General features: G+C 43.6%; 9 protein-coding genes. All 9 read right to left on the reverse strand.

Annotated elements, in window-relative coordinates; translation table 11 throughout:
- Positions 1-3 precede the first annotated feature (3 nt).
- Positions 4-1,572: a sodium:solute symporter gene (locus M2273_RS03615; protein WP_429393098.1), complete on the reverse strand. Its 1,569-nt coding sequence runs from the start codon at positions 1,570-1,572 to the stop codon at positions 4-6.
- A gap of 135 nt (positions 1,573-1,707) precedes the next feature.
- Positions 1,708-4,122: a beta-galactosidase GalB gene (galB, locus tag M2273_RS03620; RefSeq protein WP_429393100.1), complete on the reverse strand. Its 2,415-nt coding sequence runs from the start codon at positions 4,120-4,122 to the stop codon at positions 1,708-1,710.
- Between the two features lie 8 nt (positions 4,123-4,130).
- Complete coding sequence (locus M2273_RS03625) at positions 4,131-5,255, reverse strand: glycosylase (RefSeq protein ID WP_429393102.1); 1,125 nt, start codon at positions 5,253-5,255, stop codon at positions 4,131-4,133.
- Between the two features lie 27 nt (positions 5,256-5,282).
- On the reverse strand, positions 5,283-8,045 hold the full coding sequence (locus M2273_RS03630) for a glycoside hydrolase family 78 protein (RefSeq protein WP_429393104.1): 2,763 nt from the start codon (positions 8,043-8,045) through the stop codon (positions 5,283-5,285).
- A gap of 18 nt (positions 8,046-8,063) precedes the next feature.
- On the reverse strand, positions 8,064-11,639 hold the full coding sequence (locus M2273_RS03635; RefSeq protein WP_429393106.1) for a malectin domain-containing carbohydrate-binding protein: 3,576 nt from the start codon (positions 11,637-11,639) through the stop codon (positions 8,064-8,066).
- Positions 11,636-14,464 carry a glycosyl hydrolase family 95 catalytic domain-containing protein gene (locus M2273_RS03640; protein WP_429393108.1) on the reverse strand — a complete coding sequence of 943 codons (2,829 nt, stop codon included), beginning with the start codon at positions 14,462-14,464 and terminating at the stop codon, positions 11,636-11,638. Before M2273_RS03640 ends, M2273_RS03635 begins: the two co-directional genes overlap by 4 nt.
- 8 nt (positions 14,465-14,472) lie before the next feature.
- Positions 14,473-17,226, reverse strand: coding sequence for an alpha-d-galacturonidase (locus M2273_RS03645; protein ID WP_429393110.1), 2,754 nt, complete (start codon positions 17,224-17,226; stop codon positions 14,473-14,475).
- Positions 17,227-17,448: 222 nt separating this feature from the next.
- Positions 17,449-19,005: an MGH1-like glycoside hydrolase domain-containing protein gene (locus M2273_RS03650; protein ID WP_429393113.1), complete on the reverse strand. Its 1,557-nt coding sequence runs from the start codon at positions 19,003-19,005 to the stop codon at positions 17,449-17,451.
- Between the two features lie 7 nt (positions 19,006-19,012).
- Positions 19,013-20,026: a zinc-binding alcohol dehydrogenase family protein gene (locus M2273_RS03655; protein WP_429393116.1), complete on the reverse strand. Its 1,014-nt coding sequence runs from the start codon at positions 20,024-20,026 to the stop codon at positions 19,013-19,015.
- Positions 20,027-20,040 lie beyond the last annotated feature (14 nt).

A 20,040-nucleotide genomic window follows, 5' to 3' on the forward strand; every position in this document is an offset into this window, starting at 1 on the left:
GTATTAATTAATCGGCGTTACCGTTAATTGTCTTGTTTTTGTTAAAAATATCCCTGTCAGGAAAATAGTAAGTGTGCCCGCTACTATGATCATATTGGTATTCAAAGTGCTGCGAAGCGCTGCGTACTCATCTGGAATTATTGTTGGGAAAGTGAGCCATAAAATAACTAACAGTCCTATCAATGTAGCAATCAGGGCCTCATGATTACGGGTTTGCCTACTGATGATACCCAGCAGGAATAACCCCAGCATACCTGCCGCGAATATCCCGGAAAGCTGCCACCACAGATCCAAAATACTTTTTACACCAATCATGGCTATCCCCGCTCCCATACCTGCCAACCCAAACACAACTGTTCCGATGTGTAGTAAATTCAGGGTTTGTTTTTCGTTTAATTGCGGTTTAAAATATCGCTTATAAATATCAACTGTAAAAACTGTAGCTGATGCGTTCATGCCCGAACTGATGGTACTCATAGCTGCTGATAGTATAGCTGCAACAATGATCCCAACCAATCCTGCCGGAATTTTGGTCACCATAAAATGAGGCATTATTTTATCGCCATAATCAGCTGGTGTTAGTTTAGCCATCATCGCGGCAACCTGTGCTGGTGTTGCTGTTACCGGTAACCGTTCTACAGCAGCCTGATGTTTTAGGCTGATGATAAGATCAGGGTGCTGACTATAGTAAGCATATAAGCAAGAACCTATTACAAAAAACAGGAATGATGCAGGCACATATATACCAACACACAGCCATACCGATTTGGCCGCCTGTTTAGTCGATTTTGCAGCATGATAACGCTGTATATAGTTCTGATCCATCCCAAAGTTATTAAGGTTGATAAAGAAACCATAAAACAGCACCACCCAAAAGGTTGGCTCGGTAAAGTTGAGCGAAAAACTCCCCAGGCTAAATTTATGATCGGCTTTGCCAATGTCCATGATCTTTGTAAAACCTCCGGGAATATTGGTAACCACCAGGTAAATGATCAGTATAGCACCCAATGTTTTTATAATGCCTTGTACCACCTCTGTCCATATTACTGCTTTTATACCGCCCGATACGGTGTATAATATGATGGATATGCCCATGATCAGCATGATCATTTTCATGGAAACTCCCGTTAGCGCCTGCAAGCTCAACGCGATACCAAAAAACACCGAACCCATGCGCGCCAGTTGGGTAAGTAAAAAACAGATCACCGCGTAAGTACGTGCCCAGGGGCCAAAGCGTTTTTCAAAGTGAGTATATGCTGATATTTCGCCTGTGTTACGGTAAAATGGTACAAAATATTTTACGGCGATCCATGCGGCAAGTGGCATGGACAGGCTAAATACAAAGGCATTCCAGTTACTACCATAAGCCTTCCCAGGCACTCCTAAAAAAGTATTACTACTTAAAAATGTGGCATATATGGATAGACCAATAGCCCAGCCTGGTATTAATCCCGATGCCATGGTAAACTGCTCAGCACTTTTATTTTTGCGTGAAAAATAAAAGCCAACCAGTATCATCCCTATCAGGTAAATACCTATAATGGTAAAATCAAGCACGGGTAACACTTTCATGCGTTAAACAGAATTTCCATTAAGATTTATATTGCGGTTTAAAATTGTATAAACAAATGTAGCGTTGTAAGCCTACCCTTTCCTGTAACATTTTCTCAAGCTATTGTATGATATTATCATTTGGCTTTACAGTTTTTAATTACTTTCGATATTCAGTTTTGCCGGCTGCAAACCAGCTGCCGTAGCTCTAATGGTAATTTCCCCTGCTTGTACTTTTGATTGTATCACGGCAAGGCCTAACCCGTTAAATACCCGATGTTCATTGGCAATAAAAGGGTCAGGATCTGTTTGAGATCCGTTATCCACCGCTTTTAATATACCCGTCCCGCTTACAGTAAATTTAATGAGGTGATTAGCATTAGGTACAGGGTTATTATTTTTATCAAGTACGGTTACTGTAATAAATGAAAGGTCTTTACCATCGGCTTTTATTAGTCGTCTGTCTGCTTTAAGTTGAACCCGGTATGGCTCACCTGCTGTTGAAATTTGCGTGGTCTTTATGATCTTACCGTTCATTCGCGAAACCGCTTTTAAAATACCCGGCTCATATTTAACCCGCCACATAACATGCAGATCGTCCCCGGTTTTTTTCCGGATACCTAATGACTTGCCGTTCAGATAAGCTTCCACTTCGTCGGCATTATTGTAATAGGCCCAAACATCAATAGTTTGGCCGGGTTTCCAGTTCCAGTGTGGCAACAGGTGCAAAACAGGTTTGGTAGTCCACTCACTTTGGTACATATAATAAACATCCTTGGGGAAGCCCGCCAAATCAACAATACCAAAGTATGAACTGCGCGCGGGCCATAAATAAGGTGTTGGCTCACCTATGTAATCAAAACCCGTCCACGCAAATAAACCTGAAAGGAAATCATGTTTTTTAATGATCTTCCAGGTTTCTTCGTGCGTGGAGCCCCAGTAGGCCGAAACATTATCATAGGCAGATACTGTAAAATCGGGATTACCATCTTTCAACGGCGTTTTGCCGTCCTTTGGCCAGCGACGGATACTGTCCGACGGCATATCATAGTGTCCACGGGTGGCCAGTGCCGACATATTTTCGGCACCTATGAATTTTTGACCGGGATAGTTCTTTTTAAAATCAGCATATACTTCCTGATGATAATTTAATCCTACCAGGTCAAGTGCACCGGACTGATAAATGAAATTCTTTTTAGGATCTGCTTCGCTCAATGCCGAAGTAACTGGCCGGGTTTTATCCAGTTGCTTTACAATGCCAACCAGTTCGCGGCCGATGCTGATACCTGTGCTGTCAAACTGCTCCCTGATCTCGTTTCCTATGCTCCAGGCAAATATGGAAGGATGGTTACGGTCACGTAACACCTGATCCTGTAAGTCTTTTACATGCCATTTGGTCCAATCCTGGTGGTAGTCGAACTTGCTTTTCTTTTTCTTCCACATGTCAAAAGCTTCGTCCATCACCAATAAGCCCATTCTATCGCAGAGGTCAAGCAGTTCGGGTGCCGGGGGATTATGCGATGTGCGGATAGCATTACATCCCATCGCTTTTAGTATTTGCAATTGACGTTCTATAGCCCGGACATTGACCGCCGCACCCAAAGCCCCCTGATCATGGTGCATACATACCCCCAGAATCTTCATGGGTTTCCCGTTTAACGAAAAACCTTTGTCCGCATCAAAATTAAAATAACGGATACCGGTTTGAGCGGTATAATCATCAATCACCTTGTTGTTTTCCAACAGTTTTACTACTACTTTGTACAGGTACGGATCAGTAACCGACCATAACCGTGGATTATTTACCTGTAATGATTGATCAACTGTGGTGGTAGAATCGGCCGGGTTATTTACCGATGTTGTTTTTTGCGCAACCATTTTCCCCGCGGCATCATAAACTATGGTTTGAACAGCTGATTTTTGATTTATCGATTGCGATTTATGGATAGATATATTCAGCGCTATATCTGCCGATTTTTCATCAACGTGCGGGGTAGTAATGAATGTGCCCCAATTGGTGAGATATGTTTTAGCATTGGTAACCAGCCAAACATTGCGGTAAATACCTGAACCAGTATACCAACGGGAATTTGGTTGATCAGAATTATCAACCCGAACAGCGATTACATTTTTAGAGCCGTCAAATTTCAGGTATTTATCAAGTTCGTACCTGAACGATATATAGCCATTTGGCCTTTTACCTAAATAATGCCCATTTATCCAGACCTCACTGTTATGATAAATGCCATCAAAATCAATAAATACATTTTTGTTTTGGGCTGATGCAGGCACTGTAAATGTTTTACGGTACCAACCAATACCAGCAGGTAAACCACCTTCAGCTTGTGTGGTTGAATTTTTAGGATCAAATCGCCCCTCAATACTCCAGTCATGAGGCAAATCAAGGGCACGCCAATTACCGTCATCAAATTCTGTGTTTTTTGCCTGTGGCTCATCCCCCAAAAAGAATTTCCAATTGGCGTTAAAGCGCTCTGTTTTACGTGCACTTTGAGCATTAGCTGCAAAAACACAACTTAATAAAACAATCAACAAAAAATAATGATACCGCATACCGAAAACTATTTTTTCTTTTTTATAGGTGGCGCAACAAAATTCAATTCGCTTTTGCCCATATCTTTGGATGTAGCAACCGCTATACCCCGCTGATCGGCTTTGTTAACCGCGCAATAAAAGTGATATACCACGCCTTTGTATTTAACTACGAATGATTTATGGGCAAACATGTTATCATAGGGCTCAGATGATTCTACCAGTTTATCGCCAGTCCAGTCGGTCCAGTGTATCAGATCATAAGAACAGGCAAAACGATTAAACACGCCCGAAGTACCAGTTTTCCAAAAAGCTCCGAAATAGAACATCACATACACATTGCCAATTTTTTGTATGTATGGGTCTCCGGTAATGCCGTCACCATGGTTCAGCACCGGATCTTTACCAAAACGCTGCCAACGCAGCATATCATCAGAAACGGCCATGCCAATACGTTCCGCACCGCGTTTTTTGTTCACGCTGTCACCATTAGCGTTGTAATACATTACGAATGGGTGTCCGGTGATTTTGGCTTTATCCCATATCACAGTTTCCTTATACTGGGTATGATTATCCCACCAACTTACGTCTTTATCAACGCTTGATAATACCGGGTGATCAAGGCGCTGCCATTCATGAGCCGTTGCCGGGTCCTTATCGGTATAAGCTATGCTGATAGATAGCAAGCCCTTCTCATATCCCCTGCTCTGTCCTCCGAAGTACGACATCCAATATTTATCCTGATATTTTTGTAGCTGATACAAGCCACCCCATTTGTAATCCTGCAGGGCAACGTACCCGGCTTTCTGGTTGTTATCCCACTGCGTAGTGTCAGAAAATGACATGATGCGCCCAAGGGTTTTCCAGTGTAATAGATCTTTGCTATCAGCCAGCCAGGTTTCGTAGCCACGCCCGTTAAATATCAGGTAGGTCATGTACCAGTTGTTTCCCTTTCTGAAAACACTGGGGCAATCCACTTTTTTTGAATTACTATCAGGTACCATCACCAAACCATATTTGTAGGGGGTTTTTACCTGCTGATAAATATCCTGCATTACCTTTTCGGGTACTGCATTTGGCCCTGTTTGCGCGTTTACTTTGACCGACAGTAACAGACAAACCAATAATACAAAGTGTTTAAATGTATATTTCATAATATTATAAAAGCTCATATACCACCTTTATTTGGCGATAAATGTGTAATTACCTGAACCTACCTTAACCAGCATTTTACCATCATGGTACCCTATGTATTTCATATCTTTTCTATTTTTGATGTTTTGCCCATCCGCAGTAACCCCCGCTGTTTTGCTCACCGGCAAACAGATAGTAGCTGTAGTATTCGCCGGGATGCTTACACTTAGTTCAAATTTGCTGGCTTCTTTTTTCCAGCTGCTGGATATAGTGCCATAAGGCGATTGATAATTGGCCTTGGCCCAGGTGACATCACCCACAACCTCTGGTCTGATCTCAATTTTATTAAAAGCGATGGCATCATCTGCCGGACGGATGCCGGCCAGCCCGCTGTAAAACCATTCCATTAAATGCCCCAGCATAAAGTGATTGTTTGATACTGCCGGCAATGCTGCCCATGACTCGGTTAAGGCAGTTGCTCCATGTGCTAACTGATAACCATAACCCGGCACATCGGCACGACTGTTCATGTCAAATATCACATCAGAGCGACCTTCATCATCCAAAACTCTCAACAGGTAACGGTAACCAATATCACCTGCGGTAAGGCTGTTACCACGATCGCGGATATCTTTTACAATGTTGTTCACTACCGCGGTTTTATATTGCGGTTCAACCAGTCCTGCATAAACCGACATGGCATTAGCAGCCTGGCTGCCTGTTCCGTATTGCTTGGTTTCGGCATTAAAGAACTTTTTGTTGTAGGCTTGCTTCACCGCCATTGCCAGTTTTTTGTACGCTGCCGCATCCTGAGTTTTACCAAGCAAAGTGGCTATTTTGCCGGCTATATCCAGATCATAATAATATAAAGCTGTAGCTGTAATACCCTTAGGTGTCAATTGCGAAACGCCCGGTGGTTTTGGCCCCAGATCGAACCAATCACCTAACCCCTGATATAGCAAATGATCATCTGCTTTTTTATCCAGGTAAGTGAGATAACGCTTCATCATATCATAATTTTCGGTGAGCACCTCTTGGTCGCCGTACCATTGGTACACATACCAGGGCAGTATAATGGCATTACTTCCCCACTCGGGCGAGTCGCGGAAAGGTTCTTCAAACTTTACAAACTCTGGGGCTATCTCAGGGATCAATCCATCCTCAGTTTGTGCTATGCGCATATCGTTGATGCATTTACGGGCCAGTCCAACTATATCGTAATTATAGTGCAGCGAACTACCAACCAAATGCGCTTCTTCCAGCCAGCCCAACTTTTCGCGATGAGGGCAATCGGTAAATACGCTGGCCATATTGCTCTTCATGGCCCAATCAATCAATTTAAAGGTTTTATTGAACAGGTCATTTGAACAGGTAAAATCGCCAACCGTTGCAGCGGAATTGCGGGTATGCAACCCTTTTATGCCGATAATAACAGGTTGCTGTTTAGCATTAGCCTCATTTTGCGGAACCGCACCTTCTACTTGTAAATAACGGAAACCATAATAAGTAAACTGCGGCTGCCAGGTTTCCGCACCATCGCCCTTTAAAATGTAATTGTAATAATGCGGTCCGCCTGATCCTTTTTGATTTGCGCTGCCATCGGCATTAACCAATTCTGCCGGGATGATCTTTACGGTATCGCCTTTTTTCCCTTTAACAGTGATCTGCGGAATGCCTGAGAAATTTTGACCCAGATCATAGATCCACGCTCCTGAGCTTAATTGAGTTTTACTTTTAGGCGTAAATTCCTGCATCACCTTTAGCGGATCGGCCATCTGGGCATTTAATAATGGCGGGCCATCAACAATGATTGCCTTACGCCAATTTTCATTGTTAAAGTCGTTGGTATCCCATCCGGTCTGCTTTAGGTTAGCATTATAATCTTCGCCCCCATAAATGCTGGTAAAGGTGATAGGGCCTGGTGACGTTTTCCAGGAGGTATCGCTTAAAAGATTATCTATATGACCATCTTTATATTCAACAACCAACCGGCATATCATTTTGGGATAACCAAAAGCGCCGGTGAGCTTGCGGTAACGTTTGTCGCGTGGGATATAATAAAACCCATTACCCAGCATTACACCGATAGTATTTTTTCCGGCTTTTAACTGATCTGTAATATCAAATGGAACATACAGCGCCTGTTTATCATATTTTGTCCATCCGGGGTCCAGGAAATGATCGCCTACCTTTTTGCCGTTCAGGCTCAGGTCAAAATGACCCAATCCGCAAATGTATAATGTGGCTTTTTTAACCTGACTACCTACGCTGAACGTTTTACGCATCAGCGGTAACACATCATTAGCCATACCTAACTTTTTAGGTCCTTTGCCATGGTAAAACGGAACAATAGCTGCGGTATCGGGCAACTTATCATAAGCTATCCATTGAGCATTACTCCAGTCGACTTTGTTTAACAGCCCCATTTGCCAGTTGGCAACACCACTCCATACCGATACCTGCTGATGATTATCCCAAACCATCACCTTCCAATAGTAAGTTTTGGTTGATTGCAGCGTAATACCCTTATAAGCCACCTGTAATGAAGCCGGTGAATTTATTTTTTTAGAGTCCCAAACATTACCTGTGTTATTTTTCAACCTGCCCGGATCATCAGCCACCAATATCCTGTATGCAGTTTGCAATGCATTGTGCTGTTCACTTTGCAACTCCCAGCTTAATCTTGGTGAAGAAGATTCAACGCCCTGCGGATTTTGCTTATACTCACATTGCAGGTTAACTACTCTTACCCCCTGTGCAAACACCTGAACCGGTAATATAAACAGCAATAAATAAATTCCTTTTATCATCAATTTAAATTCTAAATGTTACTGCATTTCAATGCCCGATATACATAAACCCGCCGCCTCTACTTCTGTAATAACCAGTTTATAATTCCCCGCATTGATGCTCGTGCCTGTACTTGAGGTCACAGTACCCGATTTATTAGACGGCACAGGCTTAAAGATCAGGTTTTCTTCTTTCATTACGGTACCATCTGCGGCCAGCAACTGCATTTTAGCCGTTAAAGTTTTGCCGGTTTGATTATAATATTTAATGCGCAGCGCATACAGATCGGCCACGCCGGGAGTAACCGGGAATGACACACTGTTATCCCCATCTTTTTCAAAGCGTACCACTTTTTTGCCGTTCAGCGTATCTTTTGTTATACCGTTTCCTTTTAACTCTGCAATCTCTGCTTTATAGCTCACCGTTTTACGCAGGTCGGTTGCAGGCTCTAATGTAGAAATGGGCAACACAGCCACCGTATACATGTATTTGCCTTTATTTTGGCCTAATGAAACGATGCTTCCCTTTTTAAAACCTTTGCGGTAAACCGATAATTTGCGTCCGCCATCAGCATCGGTTTCTACCGATTGACCGGTTACTTCGTAGTCACCAAGCCATTTGGGCCTTTGCATCGGGGCAATATCCATCGCCACAAAAACATCAGCATCTGCATTGATTGTGAATGAGGCTGATTGATTAGCAGCAGCGTTAGTTGTACGTATCCAATCGGCACCATAAAGAACTGGTGGCAGGTTACTAAAAGCTATATCGGCATGAGCATACTGCTTTTGACCAAGATCCATCCAGCTTTGTACCGACCAATCGTTATCCGCTTCTAAATGTTTAATTATACCACTATTACCCGAAACAGCATGCGTCTGTTTATTTAAAGTACTGATTGCTATAGCTGATATAATGGCTTCACCCGCTTCGGTATTTGGAAAGGAAACAGTAAGTATTCCTCCTGTTACATTTACCGCAAGTGTTTTCTTCAGGGCTTTAGCATACCCGGCTTCCTTACATATATCCAGATTTTTGATCTTGGTTTTACCATTAACGGCAACATCAAACAAACGCCATCCGGTGCAGTCCATTCCCCCGCCTGTACCATACCAGGGCTCGGTAAAATAAAGCTCGATGCGATAATCGCCATCAGGTACCGGGAAGTTAAACCGCAGCTTATCCATACCATATCTGAAGGTTTGGAATAAGGGACTATCATTTGTTCCCCTAATGCAGTCAAACGTGCGTTGCTGACTGGCAAAAAAGGCAGGTATACCGGGATAATCATCGGTCCATGACAAAGATCCGGCCTGCTTTTTATTGTCCCGATGCCTATCGGCCATCCACACATTGTCATAGTTATCTTTATAATCCGGACCGCCGCAATTTAACCGGTACAGGTAATTATAACCAACAGCCGGTTTTAGAATTTTGCGATCAGCTTTTTTATTGAGATGCGACGCAGCGGGCAAATGGTTTAGTACTATCTGATCATGTGCTACAACTTTGCCATTCACATAGCCAACCGCGTATAAAACATTATATTTTATGTTTACACCATCCCATTGAAAATGCGTGCCTATTCCGTTTCTTTTTCTTTTACCTAAGGATGCATCGTTTACATCATTAAAAAGCTCTACCTCATCGCAATTAGAATAAACGGTTATACTATCCTTTTTACCTGGAGTAAGCCAGCGGTTTGGCCAGGTATGGGAAACGATATAAACCATCGGCTCCTTATTCTTTGGCGCGTAATTGGCCCGGTACATATAAAAAGCGTCGGTAGGCTGCCCCCAGGGCGTAAACAAGCCTTTATAATTAATGGGGCCAACCCGGTCAAGCTCGCGCTGCCCTTCGCCTCCCTGTGTACGTCCCGGATTTTCATGTGAGTACAGTAACCATTCAAAATGCCCTGCAACCTGATCTTTTACCGATTCAGCAAGGCGCACTTTGATTTCCATCAACTGGTTTAAACGATCTTCACTAAGCGGACCGTTTTGATTAAAAGGCCCTTCAGTATGCAGACCGAGGCTGCGCCAAGCACCATATTCCCCTACCAGGATCTGTTTCTTCAGATCATCGCCATAAGTTAAAGGATTGCCGCCGTAAGTGCCCGTCCAGTTTTGGGGTACGTCCCAATCGGTACCGGTGCCACCATTGCAGGTGGTTATTTTGCGTTGAGATGATGCCGTCGGATCAAACTTGCGGATCAATTCACTGCATTCACGAGCAAAATCAGCAGGCAGCTTGCTTTCATTTTGTAATCCCCACAGAATAATTGATGGGCTATTACGGCGCTCCTTAACCCAGTCGACCAGCAAAGCTTTATAACTGGCCCTGAACTCTGGCGAATCAAACCAGATATGCGCCGAATATTGCGGCCACCACAAAATGCCCAGCTTATCCCAATACTTTTGATATTCGAGATTATGCGGCTGGTGCGCATCCCTGAAAGCGTTAAAGCCTGCTGCCTTTACCTGCATTACACGCGCTTTAATTTCTGGGTTGCTAAAAGCATGGCTTTTACCCATTAAATGCTCATACTCAGCAACGCCATTAATAAATACAGGTTTTCCATTCAAATAAAAGCGATTATCACCATTGTTGCGGCCAATGGGCCAGCTAATCCAGCGGATGCCATAGGGCGTTATGGTTTGGTCAGTTAGTTTGCCATTTTTCCATATTTGAGTGATCAAATTGTACAAATATGGCTGCTCTAATGACCATAAATGAACATGTGTTATATCTTTTATTACTTGCGGCAGTACAGCTGTTTCGCCGGGTTTAAGGTTTTTTGAAGTATGAGTCTCTGCTACTGCTTTACCCGTTGCATCAACCAGTTTATTAATCACACTTATAGTTGATAACTGGCTGTTGTAATTTTTGATCTCTGTTTCGAGATTAAGGGTGGCCGACTTTTCAGCTACCGTGGTATCATTCCAGATATGTACGCCAAAAGGTTCTATACGAACAGGATCGGTAACAATCAGATGAACTGGCCTGAAGATCCCCATAGGCTGCGAACCCTCTGAAAAACCCGGATCGCCGGAACATCCACCGCATACCCAGGGCAGGTCTTTGATAAAGGCAGGATGATCCGCCCGAACGCAGAGCAGGTTTTGCTTGCCTGCTTTTATCGCTTCTGTAACGTCAAGCGTAAAGGAAGTGCGCCCGCCGGCATGATAGCACACCTGTTCGCCATTTAACCAAACGGTAGCGTATGAGCCCACTCCTTCGAACCATAAAAAATAACGTTTGCCCGCTTGCTTTACAGCTAATGGGAACACCTTGCGATACCACGCATATCCATGCCTGTTACCATGCTTTAAACGGCGATAACCTTCATATGTATCCCAGTTATGTGGTACGTTTACGGTTTTCCAATGGCTATCTTTAAAGCCGACCTGTTCAAAACCAGAATAAGCTTTCTGGTTATTATCATCGGCAACAGTATGCCAATTATTATTGAGTGATATTTCTTGCCGGATATTTTGTTGAGCAAATGCTGCATTATTAATAAAAGTAAATAACAGGCTAATAAAAAGCGCCAAAACCGATTGATAATTCAACCGTAACAACCGCCCTTTAATATACAGGCTACGCACACTCATATTTGTTTCAGATCGGCATTAAACCGGTATGTTTTGCCCTTTTGTGTATCAACACTGATGGGTTTACCCTGATAGCGCAGATGGCAAATACCGCCCGTTTTTGACAATACCTGTACACCTTGTAACCGCCCCTTTTGCCAGTTAAAGTTCAACTCAAAACCACCACGGGCGCAAATACCTTTAATATTGCCCTCAGCTAAGGCCGATGGCAAGGCGGGTAACAGTTCAATATCATCGCCCTGGCTCTGCAATAGCATTTCAGATAATCCGGCAGCGCCACCAAAATTCCCGTCAATCTGGAATGGTGGATGCGCATCGAACAGATTATGATAAACACCGCCCTTTTCTTTACCAGAACTTACATCGGCCGGTGAAAGTAACTTTTTAAACATCATATAAGCATGGTCACCCTCCTTCATCCTGGCCCATATATTCACCTTCCAGGCAATACTCCAGCCGGTTCCCTCATCGCCGCGGTAACGCATAGATTTTTCAGCCGCCTTCATCAGTTCAGGTGTTTTTGAGGTAATATCGGTACCCGGGAATACACCCCACATGTGCGATACATGTCTGTGGGTATCTGCAGTATCATCCTTATCTTCCATCCACTCTTGTAGTTGCCCATATTTACCTATCCTGTTGGGCGCTATCTGGTTATATTTCAGTCGAAGCGTATCGGCAAACGTTCTGTCGATGCCTAAAATTTCTGATGCTTTAATACAATTCTTAAATAAATCCCGAATGATCTGATGATCCATGGTTGGCCCGGCCACCAGTCCGCCATGTTCTGGCGAATTGGATGGGGCGCTGATAAGGTAGTCGGTTTTAGGGTCTTTCACTAAAAAGTGTACAAAAAATTCTGCCGCACCCTTCATTTCAGGATAAGCATGATTTTTCAAAAAATCTTGGTCTTGACTGTATAAATAATGTTCCCATAACTGGTGACACAACCAGGCACCGCCACTTACCCAGATACCATGGTTGGAAGCATTTACCGGTGCGGTGCCCCGCCACTCATCGGTATTATGATGCAACACCCAACCCGATGCGCCATAATGTTCTTTTGCGGTTTGTTTACCGGTTTGCGCCAGATCATCAACAATGCTAAAAAATGGCTGGCTGCAGGCCGAAAGGTTAAGCGCCTCGGCAGGCCAGTAGTTCATTTGTAAGTTGATGTTAGTCGTGAACTTGCTACCCCATGGCGGGGTAAGCAAGTCATTCCATAACCCTTGCAAATTGGCCGGCCCATTTCCCGGGCGTGAGCAAGAGATAAGCAAATACCTGCCGTATTGCGTATAAAGCGTAATAAATGATGGGTCTGGTGTTTCCCTGAATTTAAGGATCCGCTCATCAGTTGGCAAACCAGCATTTATACCTTTACCCAGAACAATAGAAAATGTGTTAAAAAATTTTTGGTAGTCTTTTATATGATCTGCCCTTATAGCCGCATAGCTTTTATGAGTGATAGCGGTTAATTGTTTTTTGCAGATAGCCTCCGGATTGCCGGATACGTCATGGTAATTTTTGAAGTTGGTTGCTGCAGTTAAATAAAACGTAGCTTCGTTTGCCCCGGTAACCGTAATATTATTTGATGTTACCAGAACCCTGCCGCCTTTATTTTGTACACGCAGGTAACTTACTCCTTTTAAAACCCCGTCATGCACTTTTAAGGACAATGCCAGGGTATAATCGTCGACCTTGCGCGTAATGAAGTTTTTGTGCAAGCTTTTCATCAAAGCTTTTAGGGTGATGCTGCCTAGTTTGCTGGCTGTTAAATGAATAGCCATTACCTGATCAGGCGCACTGCTCAAGTATTCGCGGGTATAAGTTACGCCGTTGGCCTTGTAGCTTACATGAGCAGTAGCGTTGCTGATATCCAGGTCGCGCTTGTAGTTGCTTAGTGTTTGTTTGGGAAATTGGAGGTACACATCAGCAAAGGGCTGATAGTCGGCATTATAACGCGGATATGCGGGTGGATTATCATCCTGTATCCAGTATTTCCATTGAGGTTTTAGCAAAATGCCGGTTTCTGCATTACTCCCTTCAGGATAAACAGCAAATTTTTCTTTAACTGTGGTGAGTCCACCCTTATCAAAAAAGTTGATTACCTGAACGGCTATAGTATTCTCACCTGCATGAAGCAATCCGGCAGGAATAGTATACTTACGGTTACCAGTATTATTTGCCGAACCAACAAGCTTGCCATTAACATAGGTAAAATCAACATCACGTACACGACCAATGCTCAGTACCATGTTTTTACCCGTCATATTTGCAGGGAGATTAAATGTGGTTCTTAACCAAACAGTACCATCCAATCCTTCAAAACCGGGGATTGTTTCCCAGCCATTAGCAGCAGGCAATATGATGGTTTTCCAATTGCTGTCATTAAAATCTGCAGCGGCAGGCGCAATGGCCGAGCTTACCTTTTTTAACCAGGCGGCAGAGTCGGCAGCATAATTAGCTTCATTGCTTTTCATGCCCATGAAATGTTCCTGAGCCAGCGCTTCAGCTTCGGCCTGCTTGCCATCAAATAACAACTGGCGGATGGGTTGCAAGTATTTTACAGCTCCTTCACGCTCATAAGCCCTCGGGCCACCTGTCCACAAAGTTTGCTCATTAAACTGGATCCGGTCTTCACTCACACCGCCAAATATCATAGCCCCCAAGCGGCCATTACCAATAGGTAATGCATCCGTCCATTTTTGAGCCGGTTGTTTATACCACAGTTTCAGGTCGGTTTGAGCGTGGGTCAAATTCGCACTAAGCAACAATAAAACCGCAATAACTAATCGCTTAAAGACTGATGATCTTGTGTTTTTCATAGCCTAAATTAATTAAACAACCAGCGTAAATCCTTAATATTTCCAGCATTGCTTAAACCCGCATCATAAACCGGGATAGGCGCATTATCGTCAACAATTCCTAAAATTAAACAAGCGCCTTTGCCTAAAGTGAGCGTGTTGGTGCCTGCTTTAAAGGTATAAGTGTGCATGTTAACCGGTGGCAAACCTTCAATCTGGATAGCATTGGCAATTTTAATATCCGCCTGTCCGTAATCATTGGCGCTGGCATCTGTTTCCAACTGTGGCTCGGGCGAGTACCCGGCGTCTTTGGTGCTAAAAAAGCCAACAAGCACTTTTACCGACTTGCTATTGGTAAACTTCAGTTCCGTTCCATTTTTAAGCTGATTGGCTTTATTTAGCTTTATTGCTCTTAACCCAGCCAGTTCAAGCGCCACATTTTTTATGGCTACGGTAGTATCTGCAAACACCTGTTTACCAGCGGTAAGTTTATAGTAATCTGCCGATGGGATGCTTACAGCGGCATCGGTTAAAACAATTTCTTCTGTTTTTTTGGCTGCAGTCTGCGGCGATTTCAGCGAATCGATATTCCGTTTAAAATTGTCCAGCTCTTTTTGGTAAACTGGCAGCAACTCCATCCAGGTTTTCATTTTAGCATCGTTACCACCAACGGGGATTTTGCGTTGCTTAGTTTGCATGCTATTGGCGTATAGGTAAGTGTCTTTAGTTAGTTTTACCAGTTCTTCATAATACTTTAAACTGGTTTGCAGTTCGGGCAGAGCCTTTTCCAGATCGGCAACATTATCTGAATATTTATACCGCAGTACCCATAGTGCTGCCTTTGCTTTATAAGCATAACTATTAGCCAGTGCGTTATAACAATACATATCGTTTTTAAGTCTCTCAAATTCTGCCTTATCCTTTGTTATTCCTGCCGACGCAGCGTCAACAGCTTCAACCGCTTTGTGGCCCTGTGCTATTACGCTATCAATTATCTTTACGGGTGTTTCGCCGATATGAGGCTGATGCTTCCATTCTTTTTCAGCATACTCGCTCATCATTTCGCCAACCGGACCTTCAGAATTATAAAGCAGTGTAAACAAGCCATATTTTTCGGGATTAACCAATTGGCTCATCAGCATGCCCAGCGTCATGGTTTGGCGGTTGCCATCGGTAATCCCAAAGCGGCGCAACAGTTCGGGAGCAATGTTGCCCGATTGCTCATAGGCCGCTAAAATATCTCTGCCATGTACTTCATTGCTGCCGTATTTACCAGCGAGTTGTTTGGCCCAATAATTTATTTCACCGGCCCTGTCGCGGTGACAGTTCCATGCATAGCGGGCCCATTCTTTATACCAGATCCAGTCGCGGTCAATTTGCAGCAAACGTGTATTACCGCTATAATCGGCAGTATATGGCCAGTCCCAGTATGAGGCCTGTGGATAGATATGCAAGCCATTGGCGCCATAGGTATTGTGCATTGCCTGCACGCATTTCTGTATAAAATCGGCCGAACCATAGCGGAATGGCTCAAGATTGGCCAGGATGTGTACATTCTCTATCTGTACAGTACCAATACGGCTGAGTGTCCGGTGCAGATCAGCCCAGGGGCCATGCGGCTCATAGGTGGTAAGCGCCTCGCCATTATATTTAGCCATAGTATACAGGTTTTTATATAATGGTTTAGCGTATTTCATTACCGAAGGAGCATCTGAGTCATGCGCCCGCAGTACAATAGGCGGCTCATCGGTACGGCCCAATGCTTTCAGGCCGTCCTGTACACCCGGTATAATGGTTTTGGTAAACCAGTCTATGTCATCCTGCCCTACTCCTTCCATGGCTTCACCCAGGGTGATGAGTAAACCTACATTGGGATACTTTTGAACAAAAGCAGCGATGGATTTACGGGTATAGTCGGCAATAACAGGTACAATATGGCGATTACGATCCTGAGTTTTCAGGTTGTTTTTTTCGGCAAAAGGTTTAGATACAATAATGTTGTAAAAGCCCTGTATCAACCATATCCCGCGTTTATCGGCCTCCCTTGCCAAAAAGCGGTACATTTCCTCATTCTTTTTAAACGTGGCATCATCTACTTCAACCGCGTAGGGATATTCCCTTACTTTTACCAGCGACGCGAAAGGGTGCCCGTTCCACAGGTACAAGGAGTTCATCCTGTTTTCGGCCAATGAATCAAGATAACGTAACCATAATACCTTGTCATAAAACCAGGGGAAATTTTCGGGCGTGTATGGATATTCATAAACACCGCGACCAGGCAATAAGGCCGGTTTTTGCACCCCGACACAAGCGCCTCGCAAAACCATTTCAGGTTGATCTGTTACCGCCAGTTTCGCAGGTAAAGCGTTTGCATTTTTAACCCGATCGGCCAATTCCAGGCAGCCATATAAAGCTCCCGAATTATCAGCACCAGCTATAATAGTGGTGCTGCTATTGCTGTTAATGGTAAAACCTTCCTTTCCGGGTGTTTTGCCAGTACCGGCATGTTGTTTCATCAATGCTGATTTGATAAAGGCATCCTGTAAAAGTCCAACGAAAATAGCACTACCCGCAACACCTTTGGTACCTTGCTGTGTGGCAACTGTATAACCGGCCTGTTGCAAAGCCAAACCTAATTTTTGAGCGCCGTAATCTAAACGCTCATGATGTTTCGCAGGAAGTATAATGGTTATTTTTTTTAACGGATCTTTAGCTTTTAATGATGTATAAAGACAGCTGAATAACAGTATCAGAAATGCAATGTAGCTAAAGGTAATTTTCATTTTCATGTTTTTACATCATTTGCTACAAAGCCATTTCAGGGGGCAGACTTAATATAGCAGGTTATGTTAAGATGGTATTAAGGTTTGAACTTAATTGGTTGTATAACACTCAAAAATATCGGTATGGTGTGGTAATTTCATCTGATATTTTTTCCAGGTACTATACGATATTGCCATCATTATAACCCTTGCAATCCAGAAAAGAGAGAAAATCGGCTATATTTAAACCGGTAGCTTTGCCAATACATGTTTGAGCTGAGTACTGCGCATGATCACTTTGCCATCAGCGTAAATAATAAAACCTTTTCCTTTATGGTATTTGGTTCCTGTTTTATCCCATAAAATACTAATAAGATGACCGTGATACAGCACATTATCCAACGCAAACCACTTCCATTGGTTTTGGGGGATAAGCGGAAAAACTTCCAGGATATTATCTGTACGCGGTTTTAATCCAACCAGATCACTGATCACCAGATCACAAAAACCTGAGTGGTTGTAGTAACTGCTCCGCGGGCTATCGCCTTTGAGCCAATAGCCAGTTTTTTCGTCCTGATATTCGCCCAGATAAGGAACGCCACGCTTAATGTGCGACAGCGCATATTTATGCAATTCATTATAAAAAACAACCGGGGTCATGCTGTCTTTATTTTGATAATTGGTAAGCAAATTAGCCAGGCCCTTCAGGGTTTGTGTGGTGGCAAATGGCCATACAGCTCCATCCCACTCGCAACCATGCCCGGTACCATGGGTACGGAACAAAGGGTGGCGCCGCTCGGCAGTAGTAATACCCCATGGCGCGTTGAAACCTTTGGTATCCGTTAGCTGATTCCATTGCTTAGCATAGGTTGGCTTATCATCAGGCAGGTTAAAGTACCAGGGAATAAATCCAATCTCCTCCCGAGCATCGGCAAATTTCCCATCGGGTTTTCTGACCTCGAAAAATGAGGCAGAATCGCTCCATAAGCTATCCTGTACCAATTTTTTCAATTCAGCTGCTTTTTGGGTATACTTGGCCTGCAGGGTATCGTTACCAACTAAAGAGGCCATTTTTGATAGTGCCACCGCATTACCGTACATATAACTGTTGATAGTGGGCCGGATATTTTTTATTTTTCTTGAACCACTGATGGATTCTTCCATGGCATCCCTTACATCAAACTGCCAGAACAGTTTGGAAGGTAATTGCTTTTCGGTTTCCCATTTATTGTAATCCAGATTAAGTGAAGGAAGTGCTTGTTGAATAAAGGATTTGTTCAGGTTAACCAGGTAATAGTTGTAAACAGCATCATCTATCCAGCTACTAAAAGCATGCAGGTGTGGCTTTTTTTGTTTAGGATCAACATACAGCCAAAAATTAATATACTGGTTGATATATTGCGGATCATGCAGCCAACGGCCCTCGTAAACCTGGTGACCAAGCGCGCTGCTTGAGCTGTTATAAACACCCGTAAAGCTTACCGGTGTTATAAATTCCGTAAAGATGAATCCATCAGGTGTTTGTTTTAGGTGTTTACGGAACGTCCACCAGCGATAATAATATATTTTTTGGATAGCAGAATCTGGGCACTCAAACAACGGGACATTTTTGGCCAACCAATCATAAGCATGATCGTTCGTTACGTAATTCTTAACAGCTTCGGTGTCAATTGAATTAAAATAGCTGACGTAGTTTTTTAGCTTATCAAAACCAAGCAAATGTTTTTGCTGTGCATGACCATTAATTGCTGTGAGGCTCAACAAACCAATGATAAAGCCCAATATTGCAGATCTCTTCATCGTTATTTTATACCTCAACCATGGCTTTTATGACACCATTAGCCGGGTTTAACCAGCTTTCAAACTGATCTTTTACTTCATCAAATTTTACCCGGTGTGTTATATAAGTCTGGGGATCAACCAAACCGTTTTTCATGGAACTGATCACGTGCTCAAAATCCACACGTGTGGCATTGCGGCTGCTCATCAGGGTGGCCTCGCGTTTGTGAAACTCGGGGTGACTTACAATAATCTCATCCCTTTGCAAACCTACCAGCACATACCTGGCTCCGTGTGCCATATACTGAAAAGCACCGTTTATAGCTTTTTGATTGCCGGTGGCATCAATTACCACGGTAGGCATATCGCCGTTGGTGATCTCTTTCAGCCGTTCCATCATGTTCTCGTCCTTTACATTTATGGCATGGGCAATCTTTAAATTATCCTTACAAAATGCCAAACGCTGAGGGTTGAAATCGGCGGCTATAACCACACCACCGGCTATACGTGCAAACTCCATAATGCCCAAACCAATGGGGCCGGCGCCAATTACCAGTACAAATTCTCCCTGTTGTACATTGGCCCTGCGTACGCCATGTGCCCCTATGGCTAAAGGTTCAACCAGCACCAGTTCATCAAAGCTAAGGCCTTCGCCATGCACCAATAAATGCGACGGCACCTGCAGATATTCGGCCATCCCGCCATCTGTGTGTACACCGCAAACCTGTATGTTTACGCAGCAATTAGGCTTGCCAGAGCGACAAGCAATGCAATGCCCACAATTAAAATAAGGAATAAAAGTTACCGACTCATCTTTTTCAAAACCCTGTGCATCCCCCGCATCTACCAGTTCGGCAGCCAGTTCATGGCCTAATACGCGAGGATAGCTAAAAAATGGTTGTGTGCCTTCAAACGCGTGCAGATCTGTTCCGCATATACCAATACGTTTAATTTTCAGTAAGGCGTAGCCCGGTTTAACTTGCGGAGCATCAGCAGAGCCATATTCCAGTTTCCCGGGTGTTATACAGGTTAGTACTTTCATTATTTATACAAATA

The organism is Mucilaginibacter lappiensis (assembly GCF_050433765.1).
Lineage (GTDB): Bacteria > Bacteroidota > Bacteroidia > Sphingobacteriales > Sphingobacteriaceae > Mucilaginibacter > Mucilaginibacter lappiensis_A.